The organism is Paenibacillus sp. RC67 (genome assembly GCF_030020805.1).
Taxonomy (GTDB): Bacteria; Bacillota; Bacilli; order Paenibacillales; family NBRC-103111; genus Paenibacillus_S.
The window spans coordinates 3,401,125-3,426,632 of sequence record NZ_CP125098.1; the positions used below are offsets into that span (position 1 = coordinate 3,401,125).

The 25,508-nt window shown below is 43.1% G+C and carries 26 protein-coding genes; 19 read left to right on the forward strand and 7 right to left on the reverse strand.

Translation table 11 applies throughout. The annotated features are described in order from the left end of the window. The first annotated feature begins 7 nt into the window (after positions 1–7). The gene (locus QMA13_RS15605; RefSeq protein WP_282942495.1) at positions 8–1,114 is read left to right on the forward strand and encodes an AbrB family transcriptional regulator; all 1,107 of its coding nucleotides are present in this window, start codon (positions 8–10) and stop codon (positions 1,112–1,114) included. 108 nt (positions 1,115–1,222) lie between these two features. On the opposite strand, the gene QMA13_RS15610 is transcribed toward QMA13_RS15605, so the two are convergent. Then, a complete protein-coding gene (locus tag QMA13_RS15610; RefSeq protein WP_282942496.1) occupies positions 1,223–1,654 on the reverse strand; it encodes a MarR family winged helix-turn-helix transcriptional regulator in 432 nt (143 codons plus the stop codon). A 119-nt stretch (positions 1,655–1,773) separates the two neighbouring features. Between QMA13_RS15610 and QMA13_RS15615 the strand changes: the two genes are divergently transcribed. After that, positions 1,774–2,361: an NAD(P)H-dependent oxidoreductase gene (locus QMA13_RS15615; RefSeq protein ID WP_282942497.1), complete on the forward strand. Its 588-nt coding sequence runs from the start codon at positions 1,774–1,776 to the stop codon at positions 2,359–2,361. 6 nt (positions 2,362–2,367) lie between these two features. Here the strand turns inward: QMA13_RS15615 and QMA13_RS15620 are convergent, their stop codons facing one another. Next, on the reverse strand, positions 2,368–2,604 hold the full coding sequence (locus tag QMA13_RS15620) for a hypothetical protein (protein ID WP_282942498.1): 237 nt from the start codon (positions 2,602–2,604) through the stop codon (positions 2,368–2,370). Positions 2,605–2,992: 388 nt separating this feature from the next. Here QMA13_RS15620 and QMA13_RS15625 point away from each other — a divergent pair, with 388 nt between their 5' ends. The 4 genes from QMA13_RS15625 to QMA13_RS15640 all read left to right on the forward strand — a co-directional run bounded on the left by QMA13_RS15625 (position 2,993) and on the right by QMA13_RS15640 (position 5,865). Then, positions 2,993–3,304, forward strand: coding sequence for an ArsR/SmtB family transcription factor (locus tag QMA13_RS15625; protein WP_282942499.1), 312 nt, complete (start codon positions 2,993–2,995; stop codon positions 3,302–3,304). 122 nt (positions 3,305–3,426) lie between these two features. Continuing rightward, on the forward strand, positions 3,427–4,611 hold the full coding sequence (locus QMA13_RS15630; protein ID WP_282942500.1) for an MFS transporter: 1,185 nt from the start codon (positions 3,427–3,429) through the stop codon (positions 4,609–4,611). Between the two features lie 50 nt (positions 4,612–4,661). After that, on the forward strand, positions 4,662–5,222 hold the full coding sequence (locus QMA13_RS15635; protein WP_282942501.1) for a GNAT family N-acetyltransferase: 561 nt from the start codon (positions 4,662–4,664) through the stop codon (positions 5,220–5,222). Positions 5,223–5,322: 100 nt separating this feature from the next. Continuing rightward, positions 5,323–5,865, forward strand: coding sequence for a P-loop nucleotide/nucleoside kinase family protein (locus tag QMA13_RS15640; protein WP_282942502.1), 543 nt, complete (start codon positions 5,323–5,325; stop codon positions 5,863–5,865). Between the two features lie 19 nt (positions 5,866–5,884). Here the strand turns inward: QMA13_RS15640 and QMA13_RS15645 are convergent, their stop codons facing one another. Continuing rightward, positions 5,885–6,211 (reverse strand): hypothetical protein, encoded by a 327-nt coding sequence (locus QMA13_RS15645; protein WP_282942503.1) that lies wholly within the window; start codon positions 6,209–6,211, stop codon positions 5,885–5,887. 263 nt (positions 6,212–6,474) lie between these two features. Further along, the gene (locus QMA13_RS15650; RefSeq protein WP_282942504.1) at positions 6,475–7,203 is read right to left on the reverse strand and encodes an SDR family oxidoreductase; all 729 of its coding nucleotides are present in this window, start codon (positions 7,201–7,203) and stop codon (positions 6,475–6,477) included. A gap of 193 nt (positions 7,204–7,396) precedes the next feature. Between QMA13_RS15650 and QMA13_RS15655 the strand changes: the two genes are divergently transcribed. Further along, on the forward strand, positions 7,397–7,759 hold the full coding sequence (locus QMA13_RS15655) for a winged helix-turn-helix transcriptional regulator (protein WP_282942505.1): 363 nt from the start codon (positions 7,397–7,399) through the stop codon (positions 7,757–7,759). A gap of 39 nt (positions 7,760–7,798) precedes the next feature. On the opposite strand, the gene QMA13_RS15660 is transcribed toward QMA13_RS15655, so the two are convergent. Continuing rightward, a complete protein-coding gene (locus tag QMA13_RS15660) occupies positions 7,799–8,035 on the reverse strand; it encodes a hypothetical protein (RefSeq protein ID WP_282942506.1) in 237 nt (78 codons plus the stop codon). 143 nt (positions 8,036–8,178) lie between these two features. Between QMA13_RS15660 and QMA13_RS15665 the strand changes: the two genes are divergently transcribed. After that, entirely contained in the window at positions 8,179–8,583 is a 405-nt protein-coding gene (locus tag QMA13_RS15665; protein ID WP_282942507.1) for a YhjD family protein, read from the forward strand. Positions 8,584–9,000: 417 nt separating this feature from the next. Then, positions 9,001–9,660, forward strand: coding sequence for an NAD-dependent epimerase/dehydratase family protein (locus QMA13_RS15670; RefSeq protein ID WP_282943411.1), 660 nt, complete (start codon positions 9,001–9,003; stop codon positions 9,658–9,660). Positions 9,661–9,723: 63 nt separating this feature from the next. Here the strand turns inward: QMA13_RS15670 and QMA13_RS15675 are convergent, their stop codons facing one another. After that, the gene (locus QMA13_RS15675) at positions 9,724–10,632 is read right to left on the reverse strand and encodes an ArsR/SmtB family transcription factor (protein ID WP_282942508.1); all 909 of its coding nucleotides are present in this window, start codon (positions 10,630–10,632) and stop codon (positions 9,724–9,726) included. Positions 10,633–10,831: 199 nt separating this feature from the next. On the opposite strand from QMA13_RS15675, the gene QMA13_RS15680 reads away from it, so the two are divergent. The 9 genes from QMA13_RS15680 to QMA13_RS15715 all read left to right on the forward strand — a co-directional run bounded on the left by QMA13_RS15680 (position 10,832) and on the right by QMA13_RS15715 (position 22,970). Continuing rightward, positions 10,832–12,319: an alpha-N-arabinofuranosidase gene (locus tag QMA13_RS15680; protein ID WP_282942509.1), complete on the forward strand. Its 1,488-nt coding sequence runs from the start codon at positions 10,832–10,834 to the stop codon at positions 12,317–12,319. Positions 12,320–12,370: 51 nt separating this feature from the next. Continuing rightward, a complete protein-coding gene (locus tag QMA13_RS36595) occupies positions 12,371–12,589 on the forward strand; it encodes a DUF6171 family protein (protein ID WP_481858179.1) in 219 nt (72 codons plus the stop codon). 200 nt (positions 12,590–12,789) lie between these two features. Beyond that, the gene (locus QMA13_RS15685) at positions 12,790–13,983 is read left to right on the forward strand and encodes a GTP-binding protein (RefSeq protein ID WP_282943412.1); all 1,194 of its coding nucleotides are present in this window, start codon (positions 12,790–12,792) and stop codon (positions 13,981–13,983) included. 316 nt (positions 13,984–14,299) lie between these two features. After that, positions 14,300–15,451 carry a type III polyketide synthase gene (locus QMA13_RS15690; RefSeq protein ID WP_282942510.1) on the forward strand — a complete coding sequence of 384 codons (1,152 nt, stop codon included), beginning with the start codon at positions 14,300–14,302 and terminating at the stop codon, positions 15,449–15,451. Continuing rightward, positions 15,444–16,157 (forward strand): methyltransferase domain-containing protein, encoded by a 714-nt coding sequence (locus tag QMA13_RS15695; RefSeq protein ID WP_282943413.1) that lies wholly within the window; start codon positions 15,444–15,446, stop codon positions 16,155–16,157. Before QMA13_RS15690 ends, QMA13_RS15695 begins: the two co-directional genes overlap by 8 nt. 24 nt (positions 16,158–16,181) lie before the next feature. Next, positions 16,182–17,324 carry an NAD(P)/FAD-dependent oxidoreductase gene (locus QMA13_RS15700; RefSeq protein ID WP_282942511.1) on the forward strand — a complete coding sequence of 381 codons (1,143 nt, stop codon included), beginning with the start codon at positions 16,182–16,184 and terminating at the stop codon, positions 17,322–17,324. A 284-nt stretch (positions 17,325–17,608) separates the two neighbouring features. Continuing rightward, on the forward strand, positions 17,609–18,937 hold the full coding sequence (locus QMA13_RS15705; protein ID WP_282942512.1) for an ABC transporter substrate-binding protein: 1,329 nt from the start codon (positions 17,609–17,611) through the stop codon (positions 18,935–18,937). Between the two features lie 377 nt (positions 18,938–19,314). Next, complete coding sequence (locus QMA13_RS15710; RefSeq protein WP_282942513.1) at positions 19,315–20,724, forward strand: MFS transporter; 1,410 nt, start codon at positions 19,315–19,317, stop codon at positions 20,722–20,724. Positions 20,725–20,789: 65 nt separating this feature from the next. Then, the gene (locus QMA13_RS15715; RefSeq protein WP_282942514.1) at positions 20,790–22,970 is read left to right on the forward strand and encodes an arylsulfatase; all 2,181 of its coding nucleotides are present in this window, start codon (positions 20,790–20,792) and stop codon (positions 22,968–22,970) included. A gap of 171 nt (positions 22,971–23,141) precedes the next feature. On the opposite strand, the gene QMA13_RS15720 is transcribed toward QMA13_RS15715, so the two are convergent. After that, positions 23,142–24,359: an ROK family transcriptional regulator gene (locus QMA13_RS15720; RefSeq protein ID WP_282942515.1), complete on the reverse strand. Its 1,218-nt coding sequence runs from the start codon at positions 24,357–24,359 to the stop codon at positions 23,142–23,144. Between the two features lie 327 nt (positions 24,360–24,686). On the opposite strand from QMA13_RS15720, the gene QMA13_RS15725 reads away from it, so the two are divergent. Next, positions 24,687–25,508, forward strand: coding sequence for a purine-nucleoside phosphorylase (locus QMA13_RS15725; RefSeq protein ID WP_282943414.1), 822 nt, complete (start codon positions 24,687–24,689; stop codon positions 25,506–25,508).

Genomic DNA, 25,508 nt, shown 5'->3' on the forward strand with positions numbered 1-25,508 from the left:
AGAAGTGATGAAATTGAACTATCCACAGCTAGCTGAACAAAAGTGGGGGAGATTCCTTTACACTTTGATCGTTGGCATAGTAGGAGCGCTTCTATTTCAGCTCCTTCATATGCCCATTCCATGGCTGCTTGGACCGATGATCCTTGTACTTATAAGCTCTAAATCCATTAGATCCATTCAACCATATTGGCCTTCTGCAATAAGAAGCTCTGGCATGATTATTATAGGTTACACGATCGGCCTTTCCTTTACACTTGAAACATTGCATGAAATTGGTCGTCAGCTGCCTACTATGGTGCTTTTAACGGTACTACTATTGTGCTGCAGCTTTGTTATTGCACTGGTTGTATCTTGGGTTTCGGGTATTCCATTTCCTACCGTATTAATGGGGAGTATTCCAGGCGGGTTGACTCAAATGGTCACGCTAGCCGTGGAGTTGAAGGGCATCGATCTGACGGTGGTTACTTTCTTGCAAGTATCCCGGTTGATGATGATCATTTTCTTCGTGCCGCTGCTAGTGTTCAGCCCGATCTTTGGCGTTGAGCATCAGAATCAGCTTGCTTCTACGGTAACGGCTGTGACAAGCGGATGGAAGGACTTATTTCCTTCAATCCTGGTGTTTGCCATTGTATGTACCCTATTCGCGATAGTAGGGAATAAGATCAAGCTCCCGACTGCTTTTCTGCTCGGACCTATGATTGCCACTATCCTTCTGGATTTAACAGGTTATCATGGTCACACGCTACCGACCCTTATTATTAACTTTTCACAAATGTTTGTTGGAATTTATGTTGGCATGCTGCTAAAGCCGGAACAGCTCGATAAGAAGCTCAAAATCATCGTTCTCGCCATCTTGAGCGGAATCATATTGATTTCATGTTCTATCGGTTTGAGCATACTGTTAACCAAGCTTCATCCTGTTTCTCTAATCACCGCCTTTTTGAGTCTATCTCCTGGAGGGATGGATCAGATGGGGATCATTGCTCAGGAAGCGGGGGCCGAATTATCCGTAGTGATATGCTACCAGTTGTTCCGCACCTTATTTATTTTCATTGGTGTACCGCCTCTCTTGAAGGCTTTGTTCAAACGTGTGCTTCGCAAGACGGCTGTTTAACTAATGTTTCTATACATTAAAAAGCTCTGCGTCCTGTCAAAAGGAAGCGGAGCTTTTTCGTTGTTGAGTAGAGATGGGCTAAGCCATCTGAAGATGAGATCATCATGGTTAATCTGAAAACACCTTGGAGCGAAGCACTTCCAAAGCGCGTTCTATTTCTTCCAACTCTGCATTTGAAGAATCTTGTATCCTTCGAAGAAACCGTGCCTCGATCCGTTTAAACGCTTCACTCATCATGGATTCCCCCTCTTGGGTAAGGCGGTAATACTGCTTGCGCCGATCGTCTGGGGCGTCGAGCTTCTCGCATAAGTGTTTCTCACTCAATTTTTTCAGCTCGCGGCTCGTATTCGGCATGGACATATGCTGACAATCGCTCACTTGGCTTGGAGTAACCGGCTGGCTGAGCGCAATATATTCAAGAATACTGTATTGTACGGGAGTGATATCATCAGACTTAACGTCTTTGGTCATCTCATGCGTCGTTTGATGAACGGCAGCTGAGAAAGCTACGAATTTTTGGAATAAAGCGTGCTTATCCACACAATCACCTCTATCTATCACAATAACAAAATAATGTTCAAATAACAATTATCAATTGACAAATAAATTCGAGTTGTGTTACGATTTTGTTATCAAATGATAAGTGAGTAGGTGGCTCGATGAACGTACTGGTTATTTATACACATCCTAATCATCAAAGCTTAAGCTATGCGTTTTTTCAAAAAGTGCTTCAAGGAAGTAATGAAAATCCCCATATTAGCCAAACCAAGGTTCTCGATTTATACGAAGTAGGATTTGATCCGATTCTCATATTTAATGAAAATAAACGGAGAAGGGATATGCATTCCGATCATGTGCTTGAAAAATACCGGGAGCAGATCCTTTGGGCAGAGAAAATCGTTTTTGTATACCCTATCTGGTGGGGAAGGCCTCCAGCTATGTTACTGGGCTACATTGATAAAATGTTCGCCGCTAATTTTGCTTATAGAGACAAGAAAGGACTTATACCGGAAGGATTATTGAGAGGGAAGTCCGTCGTATGTATCTCGACCATGAAGGGTCCGACGCATTATCCGCTATTTTGGCTGAACAATGCCCACAAAATCTTGATGAAGAAGGCCTTATTTCAATTTGTAGGCATCAAGAAAGTTAAGTTTTTTGAATTCGGGAATATGGAAAGTCCGAAGGGAAGACATGATGAGAAGTTAAGTGCAATATTTCGTTATTTTAAAACGGTTAGCGGTTAAGGGCAGTTATTTCTGATTCGGATGGTTCAATGGCAAGTGTTCATTCCATTTACTCAAGACGTACCTTTTTATTTGCTCTGCTATTTGTGATGGTGGGGTTGATGTAGTTTCAATTGTGGGCATTGGTGGGTTGTATGCAGTATCTGCATTATGAATAAGCCATTGAGCAAATTCTTCATGTTGTTTAAGCATCTCATCGGTCCACATTGCGTTATCTTCCCTTTCCGGATTTTGCAACAGCATAAGCAAAATGAAACAATATGTTAAATCTATCTTGGTATTCTAGTTTGGAAGCCGACAATAAACAAAGGTAGTTTCTTCATCAAAAATCACTCCCAAAATATATTATAAAAACATATTATACCCAGAATTAACTTGCCGGAAGGGAAAGATCTCTTTAATCTATTCATTACTTATACCGTAAAACTCAGGGGATTTCCTGAGAGCTTTTCCATCAGAGTCGCGAAAGAAAGGTAGAAAAAAAACCAGCTTTAAGAGGCTGGTTCTTCTTGTTTTCGCTTATTATGATTATCTCCCCAAGCACAAGAACAGCGAGTCAAAACAGCAATTAACTAGCACAGTATCAACATTACGTATTTACAAATCTATAAAAATAGATATAATACTTGATATGGACCCTTCATTAATCTATAAAGCATTGTCAAATGAGACGCGACGTCAAATTATGTATTGGTTGAAGCATCCTGAGGATTTTTTTGATAAAAGTCCTTACATTCAACATGACATTGACTTCAAAGTCGGCGTATGCGTGGCGGATATTCAAGCCAAAACAGATCTTGCGCAATCGGTTGTTTCAAGTTACTTGTCAACGATGCTCAAAGCCGGCTTACTCGAATCGGAACGTATTGGAAAATGGACGTTTTACCGGAGAAATGAGAAGACGATTCAGCAATTTGCCGAGTATGTTCAGAAGGAACTTTAAAGGGAGAGGAGGCTCTCTTTTTTTGCCAATATACATCTATAAATATAGATAGATAAATACATAGATCAATCTGTCGAGGGTCCAAATTTAAATGATGCAATTGAAATGGAGAATGAGTACTAATGAACAAGGTAAACCCTTTATTAATTATCATGTTGGCTTTGGGGGTATTTGGTATTATTACAACCGAGATGGGTATCGTTGGGATTCTCCCGCAAATAACCGATCATTTTCATATATCCGCTACACAAGCAGGCTGGCTTGTCAGCATATTTGCTTTTGTCGTGGCACTTTCAGGCCCGTTTGTAACTTTAATCGCTTCTGGGATGAATCGCAAAGCCATTTTATTAACCGCTGTATTCCTGTTTGTGATCTCCAATCTGGTATATGCCTTCACGACAAAGTTCGAAATGATGGTTGCCTTTCGTATCCTACCAGCGATTTTTCATCCCATCTTTTTTTCGATAGCTCTAGTAACGGCAGCACAATTAGTCCCGCCTGAAAAAAGCGGCAAAGCGGTAACTAAGGTTTTTGCGGGAATTACGGTTGGGTTTGCCTTCGGTGTTCCATTAACTTCATACCTTGCGGATCGGATTTCGCTAGAAGCTGCCTTTCTGTTTGGAGCTGTTGTCAATGCAATTGCTTTCGTAGGGATACTAATTTGGCTCCCTTCTATGCCCATGAAGCAAAAAATGACTTATGGAAAGCAGCTCAGTATACTACGTAAACCGCACTTGTGGCTGAATATCGCAACCATTACTTGTGTTTTCGCGGCGATGTTCTCGGTATATAGCTATTTTGCTGAATATCTCGGACAAGTGACACAAATGAACGGTTCTTGGATTAGCCTTATGTTGATGGTTTTTGGTATGGTTATGATATTGGGAAATTTTCTGTTTGGTGGATGTCTGCACAGAAGCTTGACCAAGACGGTTATCCTATTTCCTTTGTTATTTATAGGTATATACGCTGTCGTTTATGGCTTGGGCAGCTATTTCATTCCGATGGTTGTGATGGTTATCCTCTGGGGAATTATTCATTCGGGCGGTCTCATAGTGAGCCAAGCTTGGTTGACATCAGAGACGGAGGAAGCGCCAGAATTCGGCAACAGCTTATTTGTTTCCTTTACGAATCTGGGTATTACTGTTGGAACTTCGACTGGCGGCTGGGTTATCGCTCACTTGGGGATTCATCAGCTTATATGGAGTGGTATCGGCTTTGCCTTTCTTGCATTCCTGACTATTATCGTCAAGTTGAGAGGGGAGAGCAGAAGCGCAAAGGTGAACGGATTGGAAGGGGAGCTTTAGAAACAGCCGCTCAGTAATAGAATTACATGCATGATTAGGGGGTTCTTCTAATGGATATTTGTATTAAGGAATTCACACATGAGGATCAATTACTTAACCAGCATATCGATGATAGGTTTACAGTTGATTCCACACTCATTCTTTCAATTACAGGCCATCGTATTCATTATGAAATCATGGCAGTTCCACCTTATACGAAAAGTTACTTGGAAGCACATGATGATGAAGAAGATGGCGAAACGGATTATTCTGCATACATTAACAGCCCTGATCAGATTATGTACCTGGCGTTTGTTGATAGTCAGCTGGCAGGTCAAATTGTTCTTAAGAGAAACTGGAATCAATATGCGTATATTGAGGACATTAAAGTCGATAACTCGCTTAGAAGATACGGAATCGGTCGTCAACTAATAGAAAAGGCGAAGTGCTGGGCGAAATCTGGAAACATGCCTGGAATCATGCTCGAAACGCAAAGCAATAATGTTAAGGCTTGCCAATTCTACGAGAGCTGCGGTTTTGTACTAGGGGGATTTGATTTTTGTGTTTATAAAGGTCTTTTGAAAGAGAGAGAGGAGACCGCACTGTATTGGTATCTTCTGTTTGAAAAGTAGGCCTGAGTGATCAGGCTTTTTTTGTTATTTTGCAAGATCCATCCATGTATAAATATGGTAAAATAAACTGTTGTCTATTTAATAGAGATGGGGGATTGCAATGTTTCTTATTCAAATGTCAGGTTATCCTGGCTCGGGCAAATCAACTTTGGCCAAAGAAATATCAAAGCATACGGGCGCAGTCATAGTAGACCATGATGTAGTTAAATCAGCATTAATGGACATGCCAGGTACGATGAACTCAACCATCGAACCCAAAGAATTAGGTGGACTGTCCTATCACATTGAATGGTCATTGGTTAACTTTCATCTATCTCTGGGGCAGAGCGTTATTTTTGACAGCCCATGTATGTACAACGAGCATTTGGAGAAAGGGATTAGGATTTCAAGGAAGTATGAAGCTCAATATAAATATATTGAATGCTTCTTGAATGATTTTGAAGAGCTGGATAGAAGATTGAAAACTCGCGAACGCAGGATAAGCCAAATTTCGGAAATGCCCGCATTAATGAAAAGTACATTTAAGCTCACCATTGAAAACAGTAAAAGCCAACGACCAACGGATTCTGGGTTTTTAATAGTTGATACGTCACAACCTTTGGATAGCTATATTGAAAATGTTATTTCTTACATAATTGAGTAAAAAAATGCCCATATACCATTCATTCCGAACGGCGATTTTTTAAATACTTGATAAAAAAAACGAGAAATGGAATCACCACCGCACAAATGACGGTTGTTTGTGTGAAATGTGATTTCCACACAGCATAGGTTCCAAATAATTGTGACATCCCAAGGGTTCGAGTATACAAGCCGCTGTAGCATACGATAAAAATCATAAAGCAGGCTGCAATTAGAGCTTTAAATCTTGGGGCTAGCTCACAACTGCCGTAAATGGGTAAGAAAATGCACAAAAAATCGTAGTAAAAATGAACAACGATAAATTTTAGCTCAGAGCTGATTGTTAGGCTTTTAACAAATAGATCCACAACGCGTCCTCCCATAAAAGAAAGGACAATAAAAGAGATTACGAAGAAAGGAATAATCAACAGAAGCTTCAGCAAATCCAATCCTGAGAATGATTGGTTTTCGATAATTATTACCTCCCATCCTTAAAATGGAATAAGTATATAATTATGGTACGTATTAGGGCCGACTTGGTTTCGTGGGGATAATTACGAGGAATAACTTGGAGTATAAAGAGCCGGCATTGGCCGGCTCTTGTGTTTAAACTAATGGAACAAAAAGAATCTTATCTTAGAATGTAACCCCCATCGGGAAAGAGAGTACTTCCCGTCGTATACCCATTGGTCATTAAATAGATCGTTGTATGCGCGGCTTCATAAGCATGACCAACTCGACCCAGAAGATTCAATCGGGTATACTCCTCATACGCTTTGTCTCTAACGGCTTGTTCCGCCCCCTCCCAGTTAAAGGACGTATGAATCGTTCCAGGAGAGATCACGTTGACTCTTATCGGTGCCAATTCGACGGCAAGAGCTTTGCCCAAGCTTTCTATAGCTCCATTGCAAGCAGCATAAGATGCTCCATCTGCCAACGGGCGTTGGCTAAAAGCTCCCGACATTAAGACGATAGAACCACTAGAGTTAATATACGGAACAGCATACTTCACAGCGTTATACTGCGGCCAAAATTTGGCATCAAAGCAGCTGTGCGCAACCTCCAGTTCGGATGTGACAGGACCTCTTACGTAGGAGGCGCCAGGAGTAAATAAATGATCAAAGCTTCCTATTGTCTCAAAAAAAGTCTGAAGCTCATCCACATTGCGGTTATCTAAAGAATAAATTTCGATACCATCGTCACCTAGCAGTTGACGGGCAAGCTCTAGCTTCTCGATGGTACGACCCGCTATAACAACTTGTCCACCCTGCTCTCTAGTTTGTTTGGCAACGGCAAGACCTATGCCTGAACTGCCGCCGATAATAACGACACGTTGATTCTCCAATGTGTTAAGAGACATTGTTTTCACCTCTGGATAGTAAGAATTAGCTTTCGACTCCTATTATTAACTGTGCGGCCTAAACTGCCAAGTACGCACTTCAAACGTACTTGGTACGAAAATTCGTACTATTTGATGGTGTAAGGGCTCACAGAAATCATCGTGCAAAAGTTTAGTGCAGCAGTTATCATAGGTGAAGAGGTGGAGAACAAAGATGAATTTAAAAGAACCCAGATTAAAAGGGGTCATTGCAACCCTCGAAATGATCGGTGGCAAATGGAAGCCGCTTATCCTTTTTATATTGCTTGTTGATGGAACCAAACGATTCGGTGAGCTGCGACGTCTCATCCCTGATGTATCTCAAGGAACATTGACCAAACAGCTGCGGGAGCTTGAAGAGGATCAATTGATTAACCGAGTCATCTATCAAGAGATCCCTCCGAGAGTAGAATATAGTCTGACAGATCACGGGAAAACGGTATCTTCCGTTTTGGATTCCATGTGCAGTTGGGGGAGAAAGCATCTGGAGATGCGGGAGGATCTGAGCAAGGGGAGAGAACCGAGTGGAAGTAATTGAGTTGAAGATTAGTGAAGTTTCGAAAACGGGAGTAATGGTTTATTTAGCATTGAATAACTGGCCGCAATATGCAAAAACCACGCTCATGACCTGCTGATCATGAGCATTTTTAACATAGAAACAATGCCTCTTCCAATCTAGCATTCGAATAGCGGCGTTTTTATCACCAGCAATCGCTGCTTTGTATGTATGTAACACATCATCCATGTCAGGTATGGGTTGATGTTTTCTGAAAAAACCTACAAATTTTGAGATTTCAGTCATATTATAAGTCATTATATGTCTCCGTTTAAAATTAGCGTTGGAGGTAGCTTTTTTATTATAACGGATGCCGGTTTAGGAATCTGCAACAATTTGTGGAATAAAATCTTATTGAATGGGAACGCTAGTTCTCATATAATGAGATTGAGGTGATATTCATGAAACCTTCAGAGCATGAGCTTAAATTATTGGGGGACTATATATTACTTCCTATTGCCATAACGGTAGTTAATACGAATCGGATTGAAATGGAGACATCAACGGCAACATTGCGAAAGCTTTATTCAGATACGGCTATGATCATGATGAATCGAATGCGTGAGGAGCTATCCGTGGTGAGGCAGAAGTTGGACGAACGCCGTATTGTTGTTATAGATACCGAGGAATTTCATGAGGGAGAGTATGTTCATTATCCGTATGTCCTGCGTGGCCATCATGGTATGTTTGCCATAAACAAAGAAGTGATCCGGACTTCAGTCATAGCCCATATTCATCGTTATGTTGCTGAAGTGGTGCATATTGTCGCTTTGAATCAGGCGAACCCTACAAGTGTCCTAACTTGAAGGAGTATCCTTCAAAACTTTTAAATGTAATTAAATGGAACTTTCATGGCTTAATGTCGTACTAATAGGGAGGAGGTGCCATATGAATTGGAACATCTTAATCCTTATTATTTTACTGATCATCAATTATCCGGTTTATAGGTTCCTATTTAATTGGTTTTTTTATGATGAAGATGAATTCGAAGAATCTGTGAGATATTCATTTACTCCCAATTTTATATCTTTCTTCAGAGGAGAATATTGGAAGGATAAATTCAGCACCATGAGGTTGAAGGTTTATACTATAAGCTGCATAGCGGTTGTTGTTCTAGAGTTTGTATTGATTAATAAAGTCGTTGCGTTTTTTAGTTGAATTGCAATTAATAGGGGTGGGGTTCATCTTGAATGAAGCTTCATCATGATAATGGAGGGTTAATCGTGAAGGCGATTATTTTTGGAGCAACAGGCATGGTTGGGAAAGGTGTGCTGCAGGAATGTCTCCTTGATCCTAATGTGCAAAGTGTGCTCACCGTCGGACGCAGTGCAACAGGTCAGCGGCATGACAAGCTGCATGAGCTGATACATAAGGATCTCCTTCAGTTAACGGACATTGAGTCGTCACTGACAGGCTTTGACGCTTGTTTCTTTTGTCTGGGTGTTTCCTCGTTTGGCATGACGGAAGAGCAGTATCGGGCGATTACCTATGATATTACCCTTAATGTGGCTCGAACATTAGCTCGATTGAATCCGGATATGACGTTTATTTATGTAACAGGAATGGGGACAGACAGCTCGGAGAGTGGGAGCAGGATGTGGGCTAGGGTGAAGGGAAAAACGGAGAATGATCTACTTCAATTGCCATTTAAAGCAGCCTATATGTTCCGGCCCGGTGGGATTCTTCCTCCAAAGAACATTCGATCCAAAACTAAGCTATACCAGATCATTTATGACCTAACGAGACCGTTCTATCCATTGCTCCAAAAAATGTTTCCCCAATCGATCACCTCATCACAGCAGCTTGGCCGGGCGATGATCAGAGCAGTGAGCAAAGGTTATCCTAAACCGATCATTGAAAGCAGCGATATTAATAAGATGTAAAGTGAATAAAGTTTCTTAATTCAAAGAGGACTTACCGGACCTGATCCGATAAGTCTTTTATTTTTATCTATAATACACTCGAAACAGCGGATCTTGGCTGTAATTGCCAAATCCCTCTCCATATAACGTTAATCCACCTACATGAGCCGATCCTTCCTCGACTGCCAATCTGAATATCCAATGATTACGATCAAGCGATAGAGCGGATAAACCGTTAGATGACATTTGTTGTCCATCGATGAAGGTACCCTCTTCTTTAATTCGGATAACTTTAAGGAGACCGTATTGATTCAAGCCTGTTCTCCACCAGTCTGGAGCGTATTTGCCACGGCTGCAGCTGCCGTAATCCCCAGGACTTGTCCATTGACCGAGTAAAGTTCCATTAAGATAAAAGTGAATATCCGAAGGCCAATGATCATTGACACCTGGCGCTTCTGAGCCGAGCTCCATAGTGATTTCAATTTCCTCCAGCTCTTGGCCGGGTAAAAGATAGTTCGGAATTCGGTATTCAACATATCCTTTACCGAACCAAAGAATGTGCGCATACATCCTCTCAGGCTCCAGAAAATAGCGGGGGTCGTCGAATTGCCCAATAATTTTATCCTTAGTGGCGAGTCCGCAGGTGGGGTAAACATCAAACTCTGTGTAATGTCCAATAGGTATAATGCTCTCGTACACTTGACGCATCGGTTCTGTTGTAAGCGGCAGATCAATCTGAATCCGCTCAATAGCCAGTTCGCACATCTTATGTGTTCCGCCTTCTTTGCGAACCTTCTTCGTCCGGATCAGCCCGCCGGCTTCCAGCTTGCGAACGTGCATCGTGACTATAGCGCTGCTTAACTGCAGCTGTTGTGCAATGTCTTTTATATTCATAGGCTGCGCTGCAAGCAATTGCAAAATCCGAAGCCGCACTTCGCTTGCAAGCGCCTCGTATAAGGGCAAATAATCCGTGTTCGTTGTTGCTTTTAGCATTCGAATGTTCCTTTCTATGGCAGCTCCCTTGGTTAGCCTTCTAAGTAATTAATATAAACGTAAATTCAACAAAGTCAATAAATCTCATAGATAAATGCTTGTCAAACCGTTTTTCCTATGGTTAACTAAGATCAAGTTATTATTATTTGTTAATTGATTAATGTATATATTAATTCATATACCGAAAGGAATGATACTTATGAAAACTCATATCGTCATCAACACAGATATCACTCGCGGCACCATTCATAAATCAATTTACGGGCATTTCGCTGAGCATCTCGGCCGCTGTATTTATGAAGGCATTTGGGTGGGAGAGGATTCCCCAATTCCAAATACGGAAGGTTTTCGCAATGACGTTCTGGATGCGCTGAAGCAAATTAATATTCCTGTTCTTCGTTGGCCCGGAGGATGCTTTGCGGACGAGTATCATTGGAAGGATGGCGTAGGTCCAAGGGAAACCCGCAAGCGTATGGTGAATACACATTGGGGCGGGCTAGTGGAGAACAATCATTTTGGCACTCATGAGTTTTTGAGACTTTGTGAGCTGTTGGATTGTGAGCCTTACATCTGCGGTAATGTCGGCAGCGGGACTGTACAGGAGATGCAGGAATGGATTGAGTATATGACCTTTGACGGGGAATCTCCGATGGCAGATTGGCGAAGAAAGAACGGACGGGATAAGCCGTGGAAAGTAAAGTATTTTGGCGTTGGCAATGAAAACTGGGGATGCGGCGGCAATATGAGACCGGAATATTATGCTGATCTGTATAGGCAGTTTCAGACCTATGTACGCAACTTCGGAGAAAACAAAATTTACAAAATCGCAGGAGGAGCAAACGACTTTAACTATAATTGGACCGAAATATTGATGCGTGAGGCTGCTAAATATATGCATGGCTTGAGCTTGCATTATTACACGGTTCCAGGGGTATGGAAGCAGAAGGGCTCGGCTACGGATTTCGAGGTTCATGAGTGGTTTACGACACTTCGCAAAGCGCTTGTGATGGATGATTTGGTGACTAAGCATGCAACGATTATGGATAAATATGATCCGGAGAAAAGGGTAGGCATGATTGTGGATGAATGGGGGACTTGGTTCGATCCGGAACCGGGAACGAACCCAGGCTTCCTGTACCAGCAAAACACTTTGCGAGATGCACTTGTGGCTGGAGTAACTTTGAATATATTTAATAATCACTGTGATCGGGTTCATATGGCTAATATCGCTCAAACCGTTAATGTTCTTCAAGCTATGATTTTAACGGAAGGAGGCAGCATGATTAAGACACCTACTTATCATGTGTTTGATTTGTATAAAGAACATCAGGGAGCGGAATTGCTTGACATGCATGTAAGCGAACAGACTCATTATGAGCTTGACGGTGAAGTGCTCCCACAAGTCAGTCTATCCGCCTCCAAAGGAACTGACGGGATAATTCGAATCACCCTGTGCAATCTTCATCATGACCAGCAGGCCAAGGTCCAGTTAGAACTGCGAGGAATGGCAAGCACGGACAAGAGAGTGTCAGGAAGAATCATAACGGCAGATCGGATACAGGCTCATAACACGTTTGCCCACCCTAACAACGTACATACAGCGGAATTCATTCATGCTGCGCTGAAAAATAGCTTGTTGAGTACGGAATTACCGCCGATGTCGGTAGTACTTTTGACAATTGAGTAATTGCAGATGGGGAATATATATTGCAGAAGCTGTTCCGATAGCGTGGATGTCATGGAGGATCAAATCGAAAGATTGATTGGAGTGCTGAGACGAACACCAACGGATTGTGTGTCAGAGGAAGTTTATAACCAAAGATTAGCGGCATGTAGGGAGTGCGAAGCTCTTGTTCATTCCCATACTTGTAGGTATTGCGGCTGCTTTGTTCAAGTAAGGGCGCTTCTCAAGGAGAGAAGCTGCCCACTGCCTGATGCAGCAAAATGGACATGTTGAATTTATTCTTAACCCGAAGCAGAGCAGACTGTTTCGGGTTATTAACGTTTTTGTTTGACTGTAAAAAACATATCTGATACAATTCACTAAGCGTAATAATTACGTATAAATAATTGTTTGAAATAAGGGGTGCTAAGCACCTCTTCTTTAAAAGAATTAAATCGTAAAAATAACTATTATAAGGAGTTGGAATGGCAACCATGACAAAAATTCCAGTGACCGTATTGAGTGGCTATTTAGGCTCAGGTAAAACAACCGTCCTTAATCATGTATTAAACAACCGCAGTGGCTTAAGAGTCGCTGTCATCGTCAACGATCTAAGCGAAGTGAATATCGACGCTTCATTAATCAAGGATGGGGGTGGACTCTCAAGAACGGACGAGAAGCTGGTTGAAATGTCCAACGGCTGTATTTGCTGCACGCTACGGGAAGATTTGCTTCGTGAGGTTGAAAAACTAGCCAAGGAAAACAGGTTCGATTATATCCTAATAGAATCAACAGGTGTCGGTGAACCGCTCCCCGTCGCGCAAACCTTCAGTTATGTCGATGAGGAACAGGGGATCGATCTATCACAATTTTGTCAGCTTGATTGCATGGTAACGGTAGTAGATGCCTATCGGTTCTGGCATGACTATTCATCTGGTGAAATGCTGCTGGACAGAAACCAGGCAGTAGGAGAGGATGATACTCGCGAAGTTGTCGATTTGTTAATTGATCAAATTGAATTTTGCGATGTGCTTCTCTTAAATAAGTGCGATAAAGTGGATGAGGACGAGCTGGCACAACTGGAACAGGTGCTGCATACTCTGCAGCCTAGCGCCAAAATCATCCGGACCGAGCATGGCCGCGTGAATCCGACCGACATTCTTAACACCGGGTTATTCAATTTCGAAGAAGCTAGTAGCTCAGCAGGTTGGATTAAAGAAATGCAAAAGCCTTCACATACACCCGAAACAGAAGAGTATGGCATCCGTTCCTTTGTTTATGAACGCGTGAAGCCCTTTCATCCTGAACGGTTGAAGCAATGGATGGAAGAATGGCCAGCCGACATTGTTAGAGCGAAGGGAACTTTGTGGCTTGCCACCCGTGATACAATGGGTCAAAACTTAAGCCAAGCAGGTCCATCCATTCAATTTGGTCCTTCCGGCTACTGGATTGCTGCCCTGCCCGAATTTGAACAAAAAGCAATGCTGCAAGATGATCCTGAGTTAGCTTTGCAATGGGATGAGAAATATGGGGATCGAATCAACAAAGTCGTTTTTATAGGAATTGACATGAATCGTGTTGAAATCGAAGCCAGCTTGGATGCTTGTTTGTTAAATGAGACAGAAATGCAAAGGGATTGGCAATCGTTTCCTGACACTCTTCCCAATGTCAGCGAAGCAGAACTGTAACATATAAATAGGACGTGATAAGGAAACGAAGTGTCGCTCTTCTGTATAAAAAATCATCTCAATGGTTATATTGATGTTAAAAATGGTAGATAAAGGGTGACATCAACTCTTAACTGCCATAAGGGATACGAAGAAGAGGTGTACTATGGAGATCGAATTCGGACCTTACATAATACAACTTAATGCACTTATCGAAACAACAGCTCAAGTCCGAGGGCTGTTGTTTTGTTCGTTTTCCATGCGTTTAGCATCCGTAAAGCCATTCTAAACCATTTTTAGCTGATAAGTGACTACAGATGAGAGGAAGATGTGGGAAATGGAAGCAGATGAAATATTACCTTCTATTTTAGGAATAGGTACGGCGGTTCCGAATTACCTTTTGGAACAACAAGACACTTCGCACAGGCTGACACAGGCGTTGAATGAGTACCCGGACTCTGCGCGCTGGGCGAGAAAAATTTTTAGACAATGTGGAGTCGAAAACCGTTATACTTGTGAACCCAATTTATTAGAAACCGGCGAGGACTGCCGTTATTTTTCCCGGATATCCAGCTTGCAAGCTCCTTCTACGGCGGAGCGAATGGAAACTTATAAGAGAGAGGCTGTTCCCTTAGCGTTGAGTGCTGCACAGAAAGCCCTATCGGATGCAAATGCGGACGTCTCCGAAATTACGCATTTGATCACGGTAAGCTGTACAGGTCAATTTCTCCCGGGAATGGATACCGCATTGATCCGTTTGCTGGGACTAGCTCCCCATGTTAATCGGATACCGCTTAATTTTCTGGGGTGTGCGGCAGGATTAAAAGCGATTTGTCTATCTCGCCAAATTGTCTCGAGCAATCTGAATGCTAAAGTATTGGTGGTGTGCGTCGAATTATGTACACTTCACATTCAGCCTTCGAGCGAGCGGGAGGCGTTATTTAGCGCTTCTTTCTTCGGGGATGGAGCCTCTGCATGTCTTATAGGTGCCTGCGGACCTCACCAACCAGGGATATTTCAATTACGAGAAGAACTCTCTGTTCTTCTACCCGATTCAGCTGAAGAGATGCTGTGGGATGTTGGCAATTACGGCTTTGATCTGTATTTATCAACCAACATCCCTAAGCTGTTAGGCCGATTTGTTCCAGAGCAAGTGGAACGCTTGTTAAGCGGGGAGGATAAGCCGCAATTATGGGCAATTCATCCCGGTGGTAAAGGGATTATTGACACACTGGAGCAGTTGTTCGAGCTCACAACGGAACAAACCTCTTATAGTCGAAATGTACTGCGTCAATATGGGAATATGTCGTCTGCCACCATATTATTTGTACTTAATGAGATGCGGAACGACCTCAGTAGACGGGGCTCAGGACTGACGAGTGGCGTATCCCTTGCATTCGGACCCGGTCTTTCATGTGAGATACTGAAGATCGCTTATCTTCCCTCTGTCCGAATCCATCATCAGTTGGTAGATGAAATCCATGTTTAGCCGATTAAAGCAGCGTGCTGTGGAGCAAGAACTAATGGACGATTTTTCAACTGGGGGCACGGAGCTTCGGGAAGCATTGTCCCATCTTCGAGTACTTAACCGAATCTTTGGTGCTGCAGCACCTACACTCCATGGAGTTCAGAAAATATGGAGAGAAGCGGGGAGACCGGACAGCTTAACCATTCTGGACATAGGATCAGGCTCTGGCGATGTAAACCAGCACCTTCTTAGATGGGCGGACATGAACCAAATTGATCTTAAGATTACTTTGGTAGATATTACCGAAGAAGCTTGTGAAGAGGCAAGACATTATTTTCGCGATGAACCACGGGTTCAAGTGATGCAAAGGGATCTGTTTGATTTACAAGAAAAAAGCGTGGATGTAGTAACGGGTACGCAGTTTGTTCATCATTTTGCAGCCGATGAGCTTCACAACGTAATACAAAGCATGCTTAAAGTATCGCGACTGGGTGTCGTAATTAATGATATTCACAGACATTGGATTCCTTGGGCAGCGGTCTGGTTGACGGTGCGGTTGATATCCAATAATCGATACATTTTAAATGACGGCCCCTTGTCTGTGGCCAAAGGCTTTTGCGCTGACGATTGGAAGCATCTCCGAAAAACTCTGGATCTCCCTGAGATGTTCTTTTCGTGGAGACTGTTATTTCGGTATATGGTTGTCATTAGGAAAAGCAAACTATAGTTCTAAGAACCGGAGTTGAAGGCTGTGAATCACTTGGATGTTGCGGTATTGGGAGCGGGAATAGCAGGCAGTTGTTTAGCCAAATCATTAGCAGATCGAGGGTGGGAGACGATCCTGTTGGATCGGAAGCCATTTCCCCGGCATAAAGTGTGCGGTGAGTTTCTTTCTCCTGAATCCCAGAGCATGTTGAAATCTCTAGGTGTTCATGGTTATGTAGAATCACTGCAGCCCAGTTCCATCAACCGAACACGATTGATTTTCAATAATGGGAAAATATTGGAGATTCCACTCCCAGGGAATGCTATAGGGGTGAGCCGGTATTTATTGGACAGTACTCTTCATAGCGCGGCTGAAAGCTCGGGAGTACACATCCATACTTCAACAACCATAACCTCCGTCTCAACGAATAACAAAGGATATCTAATTGAAGCTAGGCAAGGAGAAGAGAGAACAACTTATCAAGCACGAGCTGTCATTGCTGCGTGGGGCGCTCATGGTCGCTCGATTCTACCTGGACCTCACCCTAATAGCAGCGTTAGCCATACCTATATGGGAGTGAAATCCCACTTCCGTGGAGTCGAGATGGAGCCTGTTGTGGAGCTTTATTTTTTTGACGGCGGTTATGTAGGTCTTGCCCCCGTGGAAGGAGGGCTCGTTAATGTTACGGCACTATTAAAACGAAAATCGTTTCAGAACAGCGATAAAAGCATCTTGGGTCTACTCGATGCCGCTAGCCGCAGGAACCCAATGCTTCAACACAAGCTCGCTCATGCCATTCCTGTTCAAGAAACTCAAGCAGCGATAGCCCCAGTAGATCTTAGTCGTAAGCTGCTTGCTTGGAATACGATTCCCCTAGTAGGGGATGCCATACTAACGATACCTCCGCTTTGTGGAGATGGAATGTCGATGGCGCTGCGTTCTGCGATATTATGTGCTCCCCTCGCCGACAACTACTTATCAGGGACTATTTCATTATCCAGTTGGGAGAGCGAATACTCGCATTCAATAAAAAGTGAATTTGCAGCACCTTTGCAATGGGGGCGGTTAATTCAAGGGTTGTTCGAAGTGCCAATCCTGCCACGAATTCTATTGCAAGCAGCGCAATTAGCACCTCGATTGGCATACGGCCTCGTCCAAGCGACGAGATTAAAAGAAAGAGAGCTGTAAGAGAAGGCGATAGTTTTTTTGAAAATAGTTGTGGATCACTGTCCTTGTAGTAAAGGAATAGCAATACAACGACATTTTATAACAATGAAAAGACATTCCTGGCTTAAAGGAGTTGTTATAATATATGAAAGGGCTTACATAAAAAGGGGGATTCGTTCGAGGCAACGCGCACACCGGCCCATTATGTAACACTAATGAGAGTGAGCGCTGTACATATCCATTACGCAGATATCAAAGTAAGCATGGAGATTATCAACCATATAATCAAGAAGGGGTTAATTACTATGACTAATTTACACCTACGTCGGTTACTACAAACATCTTCTTTCCTTACTGTTGGTTCTCTGCTTATCGGCTTGCTCTCAAGCTGCAGCAGCCCAAGCACACCTGCATCGAATCCTAGTGATACAAAAACCGCTGATGTGCCTAAGACACCGGTTGAATTAACCTTAGCCCCTTATTTCCTGAATATGACCGATGAAGAATTTGATCAGATTATGATGAAACCGTTAGCTGCGAAGTATCCTCATATCACACTTAAAGTTGTGAGAGAAGATATCGTTAAGCTTGTAGCAGCAGGACAGACCCCTGACATTATTTATGGTGCTAACTCCAGATTCTCTGTACTGCAGGATTTGGATATCCCCTCTGACTTAAGTGCTTTGGTTAAAGCAAATAATTTGGATCTCAACCGATTTGCCAGTCCGAATATTGATTGGATTAAGGAGCTTGGCACCAAGGGTGAGATCTATGGCATCCCTTTTGCATTGAACCATATGGCCCTCTTTTATAACAAGGATTTGTTCGATAAACGCGGGCTGCCTTATCCTACGGATGGGATAACTTGGGATGAATATATCACATTGGTCAAAAAAATGACTTATAACGATGGCGGCGTCCAATTCCGCGGCAGCCTCCCGCCAAATCCGGAGTTTATTGCAAGAATGAAATCGATGTCGCTGGTGGATGCAAAGACCAATAAAGCATTAATTAACAACGATGCGTTTAAATCCGTACTGGATCGGGTTCAGGAATTTTATCAAATTCCAGGCATGGTCATTGACGGAAAGCTGCCGCCTAACCAGGATAGCTTCGTAAAAGACCAGCAAACGGCGATGTACTTGAACTGGATTCCTGATACGCTAGGCTTTATACAGAAAGCTGGGTCACAGCTTAATTTTGATATCGTCGGCGCTCCTGCTTTCAAAGACAAGCCGGGAATTACGATCGATCCTGGTGCACAAATGATGGTCATTTCCAAAACATCGAAGCACAAAGAGGAAGCATTTCAGGTCATTCAACTCCTCACTTCGCCGGAGGTCCAAAATATATTAAATCGCTCAAGTCGCTTGACGGCTCTAGCAGATGAAGGGATTCGTAAAGATTTCCTGGCTGATCTGCCTTTGACTAAAGGGAAAAATATTCAAGGCACCTTAAAAATCAAGCCTGCCAAAATGGCTCCACCAAATCCGTATCATGTGCTCGTGGCAGGGAAAATCAACGGTGTTGTCACTAATCTCGCAACTGGAGCAAAGGATGTTAACACCGTTCTAAGAGAGACGCAAGAGGATGCGGATAAGGCAATCGAGCAAGAATTGACGAAGAAAAAATAAAAATTGAAGAAATCCCCTGTGTAGACAGTTAAACTGTTGTATGCAGAGGGATTTTTTTGTTTTTTAAAATCATAATGAGAATAATAGAGACTTATATAATTTTATTATAGAAATAACATCTATCATTTTAGAATGAAATAGCTGAAATTTAAGGTTTTTATTCAAATTTCATCAATTTGTTATAATCTTTTTATCATTTTGAATAATATTAGATTTACAAATAGACAGAGCATCGTATATGATAGGTATATTCATTCGGTGGAACGTGTTAAGGGGGATGAGCAATCGAAGAAAGGGCAGACTAACAAAGTCCTCAATGTAAGAACCAAGCAGCTGTCGACGAAGTTATCTATTCATCCATGAAGAGGGGGAAGACCATGAGTGGTTTGCAGAAGGAAGAGATCCAGAGAAGAGTCATCAAGTGTATGCCTTGGATTCTGCTGTATGAGTTTTTTCAAGTTTTCAATGAAAACGTATTCAATTTAATAACACCAGATTTGTCCCAAGAATTTGCAGTAACTCCGTCAACGGTCAGCTTAATTGTAACGCTTGGCAAGTTGTTTTTCGGAATAGCAGCTATTGTATTTACAGCTTTATCTGATGTGATTAGCATAAGGAAGCTATTATTGTTTACTTGTTTTGTTTTCCCAGTTGTCACGCTGATCGGTTTCTTCTCGCAGCACAGCTTTACCTTATTGATTGTGTTTCGTGCATTGTTTGCTATTACCATTGCAGCGCCTTTGGCTTTACAGGTTATGATTGCGATCAAATATTTCGACAAGTTGACGGCGGCCAAATATTTTGGCTATAACACAGCTATTTTTCAGCTCGCCTCAGCATCTGGTCATTTATTCGGAGGTTACATTACAGAGTATTTGCACTGGAACGTTACATTTCTAATTCCGCTTATCACCCTGATCGGCGTCCCGATTATTTATAAAAATATGCCTAAGGATGAAAGCAAACGAGGGTCATTCGATTATATCGGTTTAATTCTGCTGACTGTTATTTCTGCCTTATTGATAACCTACATGACGTTTAAAATGGAATATACAATATTACTGATCTTGGCTCTTGTTTTTATTGCCATCTTTGTGTTCTATACTCAAAAGAGCAAAGATCCATTCGTGAAGCCGGAGCTTTTTAAAGTGAAAGGGATTATTCCTTCTTTGATCGTCTGTGCTTTGTTCTATGGAACGCAAGTGGGCTTTTCCTTCATCTTTCCGTTTATTGCCAAACAAACTTATGGTATTTCTACTAGCACGATAGGCGTGTTTTATATGTTTACGAATATTGCCGCCTTTATTGTTGGAATGTTATCAGGAAAAATCATTAAACAGATCGGCTATCGGAATATCGCTTTACTCGGAGGGGCATTTATTTTTGGCGGGTTAACTCTCGTAGCTTTTCTGGTAGGGTACTCCGTAGTCATAGTCTTCATCGGAATGGGGCTTTTCAATATTGGCTACGCCTTATTTTTCTCAGGGTACCTTACGAACTATACACAGCTCCTGCCGGAACATCAGAGAGGCGCCGGTATCGGTATTGAAAAGCTAGTCCTTAACATAGGAAGCTCATTGGGCGGTGCGTTCCTTGCCATGCTGTATGGCCAGCCTTATATGATGAATAAAATTATTGACTTCTCATCCAATGACAAGTCTGCACAATACAGTAATTCAGCCTTGGTGCTCATGTTGATGATTGGAGTCGCTACACTAATCTTTATGTATGTATTTAATAAGAACTTTAACCGGACTGAAGAGTTCGGAAAATCAGCCCAAGTTTAATTGTGATCGCCTAGGGCAACTGAGTGATCTGATTTATTTATCGATTGGATGGAGGTAAGTCACAAATGAACAATGCAGAAGAGGTAAGGCAAGATAAAGAGAAAACCAATGTGATTTACATTGTGTTTGATGACATGGGTTTCGGTGATTTGGGCTGTTATGGCTCTGAAATCCAGACTTCGAATATCGATCAATTGGCGGCAGGAGGACTGAGGTACAACAATTTTCACGCAACTCCGCTTTGTTCACCAACCCGAGCTTCTTTATTGACCGGACGTAATCACCATTCGGTCGGGATGGCGACGATAACGAATTTCGATCTTGGACCCGATAGCCCGAATACGAGAGGGCGTATCTCTCACCATGCTGGGACCATAGCCGAAGTGTTGAAAGACAATGGGTACAGCACGTTTGCTATAGGGAAATGGCATCTTGCTCCTGTACATCATTCTTCTCCGGCGGGACCTTATGATTATTGGCCTCTAGGCAAAGGCTTTCAGCGTTTTTATGGTTTTATGGAAGGGGAGACCGATCAATTTTATCCGGATCTGGTTTACGATAATCACTTTGTTCCGCGTCCAGATAAGCAGGAAGGCCCATATCATGTATCCGAGGATTTAATAGATCATGCTCGACAATTTATTACGGATCAAACTTCCATTACACCGGAAAAGCCGTTCTTTCTATATTTAGCGTTCGGAGCTCAGCACGTGCCTCATCAAGCGCCGCTGGAATATATCCGCAAATACCAAGGCAAATACGATATCGGCTGGGATCAGATTCGCGAGCAGCGGTTTCATCGGCAGAAGGAACTGGGGATCATCCCGCAGGATGCGGAGCTGCCACCATTCAATCCAGATGTTCGACCATGGGATACCTTATCTGCCAATGAGCAAAAAGTAGCTACGCGGTTCATGGAGATTTATGCCGGATTCCTAACACATACCGACGATCAAATCGGACGACTTATCCATTACCTGAAGGAAATCGATCAATACGATAACACACTAATTGTGCTGATCTCGGATAATGGCGCAAGCAGTACGGGACGATCCAATGGCAGCGTGGATTATTCGAAGATCGTCGAAGGGTATACAGAGACTTTGGACGATATTTTACCCTACTACGAACAAATGTACGGAGATCGGGTAAGCTGCGAGTATCCTAGTGGCTGGGCACAAGTATGTAATACTCCACTTCGCTACTACAAGCAGCAGACGTACTTTGGTGGTATCCGCGTACCGCTCATCATTCAGTGGCCGCAGGGAAGCATCGAGCGAAGCGAACAGGTACGTTCACAGTTTCACTATATTACGGATATTACACCAACGGTATATGAGGTATTAGATATCCAGCCACCAGCCGAGATTCGAGGTGTCTCCCAGATGCCGATTCATGGAAGCAGTATGTCGTACACGTTCACACAGCCGGATGAGCCGACGAGAAGGGTGACGCAGCATTTTGAGATGATGGGCAACCGTGCCATTATTCATAATGGATGGAAAGCCGTGACCAATCATGAGAGGGGAGTGGCTTTCGAGGACGATGTATGGGAGTTGTACGATCTTAGCAGCGATTATAATGAAGTGAATAATTTGTCTGCTGTTTATCCGAATCGATTGCAGGAACTAATCGAATTGTGGTGGGGGGAGGCGGAGCAGCACGATGTCCTGCCGCTGCGCAATGCAGGATGGCAAGATTTGGCGAAGCACAATCCCGAGTCGGTAACTGCTCGCAACAAGTTCACCTACTATGGCGGAGTGGCGATCATTGGATCGGCTGCGGCACCTCCGACGGTTAACCGCTCGTATTCGATCACGGCACATATTGAACGGCCAGATGATTCATGCGACGGAGTGCTCGTAGCAATGGGGAATTATGATGGCGGATATACGCTATATATCCGTAATAACCGCCTCCATTTTGAATATAACCATATGCGTACCTTGTACGCGATGATTTCGGATTGTGAGGTGCCATCCGGTGATTTGGAAATCCGGTTCGTTTTCACTAAGCAGCCGTTGTCGACCGCAGGCACGGGCTCCTTATATATTAACGGTAAACTGGTCGGGGAAAGAAAGTTCCCTAAGACCTATAAATACAAAATATCTCGCAAAGGTCTAAGTATCGGTCGCGATGCGCTTCCTACAGTAACGGAGATGTACCTGGAGGAAGGCGAATATCCTTACAGGGGGACGATCCGGAAGGTCGTCTATGAATTGGGCGACGATAAGGATCCTGCCTAGGGTGGGGAATGCCTCGGAAGAGTTTACGTCCGCCTTTGAAATCCGTGAATATTCCACTAAATCTAATCAAATTCACGGGTTTCAACAGCGGCTGGAGGGGCATATTCCACTGGAGTATACTAGCAATATTTCAAGATTTAAATGTTTCTCGACAAACAAACCGCGTGAGCATCACGTGGTTTGTTTGTCTTCAATGAAATAGTCAAGCACCATGCAGCCGGCCCCTACAGCAACCACATTGTATCCACTTGAAGCTCTGACGATCTTCACCTTGCAGTTAGGATAATGCTGAAGCCGTTGCTGTACGGTTTCTGCCGTAATCTCGTAGAAAGTAAGGTTTGCTCCCAAGCCTCCACCGACAATAACCATATCCGGACGTAAGAGATGAATCAGGTTGGATAAACCGATGCCATAATAATAGGCGGCATCCCTTACAACATCGTAACAGAGCGGATCGTCCTGCTCTAGAGCATCCAATATATGATGGAACTGTACATCATCCACTTGATCGACCATGCTTTGCAGTACAGATGCTTTGCCGCGCTTGATGCGGCGTACAATTTCTTCACGCACGGACGGGAAGCTGCTGTAGGCTTCCAGACAGCCATAAGCACCACAAGAGCACTGACGCCCGTGAACGTCCACTGTAATATGACCCAGGGAATTATCCATATCGAGCTTGCTGCCGAGCACTTGCCCCTGCAAAATGATACCGCAGCGAATCGCGACGCCTGACGAGGTATAGACAAGGTTGTCCGCATCTTTCCAATATTTACTGCGATATTCTCCAAGTGCAGCCAGGTTGATTCCGTTATCGAGAAGGACGGTCGTATGAAAACGCGTCTGTAAATAATCGATAATATTGACCTGCTCCCAGCCATCTAGCTTATGCTCGTGCGAGAGAAGAGTCCCGCCTTCACGATTGATGGGGCCGATAGCCCCAACTCCGATACCAAGCAGCTTGTTGTGTGGAACGCTGTGTTCCTCAAGCAGCTGATCGATACGCTCGCTTATAAAGCGGAGCGTATAGTCGGGAGTACATGTTTCAAGCATTTTCAGCTTATGCTCTGCTACTATGGTTAATTGCAAATCGAGAAGAAGAACCGTCGTAAAAAGACTTGATATTTCTATACCTATTAAATAGTGGGAGTCAGGCTTAATGACATACAGGGAAGGTTTGCGCCCACCTTTTGATTCCCCCAAACCGCTGTCATAGATTAACCCGCTTTGCACGAGCTCTTCAACCAAACGAGAACAGGTGGAGTGCTTATACCCAGTTTGCTCTACTAGTGTATTAATTCGCACTGGACCCAGCTTATTGATCAAATAGTAAAGCCGCTTCAAGCTTTTCATCTTCGGAGACATTAAGCCGACGAATTCTTGTAACATAATAATCCTCCAATTTAAGCAGCAAATGCATCTTGTATTGAAAACATAGGAACGGATAAGTTTCCCTTTATTGTACACGATTCGGGACGCTGTAGTAAACCGCTTGCAATAAGTGAATAAAAATATAATTGATAAAAACGATACGATATTTTGGTTATTGGTTAATTAGTTAAAGACTGTTAGGGGGATTTTCAGTAATTATAACTAATATTCTGCATACTTTTTCTCAAAATGAATAAAATTATATTTACAAATTCTCAGGTGTGCATTATGATGATCACATAGAAATGAAAGCTTACAATTCATTAGAAGGGTGCTGTGCAAATGATGTCTGATGTTAAGAAGCATATCCAGGAGGCAGTGACATTTATCGAAAATACTATAGGGTTTCAACCGGAAATCGGTTTGATCCTTGGATCTGGTCTCGGTCTTATCGCTGATCTGATAGAGGAAGCTAAAGTGATCCCTTATCATGCTATTCCTCACTTTCCCGTATCGACTGTAGAAGGCCATGCTGGGGAACTGGTAGCAGGCCAAATTAATGGGAAGAGCGTCATTATGATGAAAGGACGCTTTCACTTGTATGAAGGCTACGCCGCATCATCCATAACGTTCCCTGTACGTGTAATGAGAGCTATTGGTGTTAAGCAGCTTATCGTTACTAATGCTGCCGGGGGAGTCAACACGGAATTTGAGGTTGGAGACCTGATGTTAATTACCGACCATATCAATTTTATGGGAACCAATCCGCTTATAGGTCCTAATGACAGTGAGCTTGGAACGAGATTCCCGGACATGTCCGATGCCTACAGCAAACGCCTCATTCAATTGGCGCACAAAGTGGCAGGACGCCAAAGCTTCTCATTCCGTGAAGGCGTATACATGGGGAATCTGGGGCCGACCTATGAAACACCCGGGGAAATTCGTATGGCAAGAGTCTTAGGTGCTGATGCGGTTGGCATGTCCACTGTACCAGAAGTGATCGTCGCCAGACACGCAGGTATGGAAGTTCTCGGCATCTCCTGCATTACGAACAAAGCGGCTGGAATATTGGAGCAGCCTTTATCGCATGAAGAGGTCATGGAGGCTGCGGAGCAAGTGAAGCCGAGGTTTTTGAAGCTTGTGCTTGGCATTATCGGGGAGTTGTAA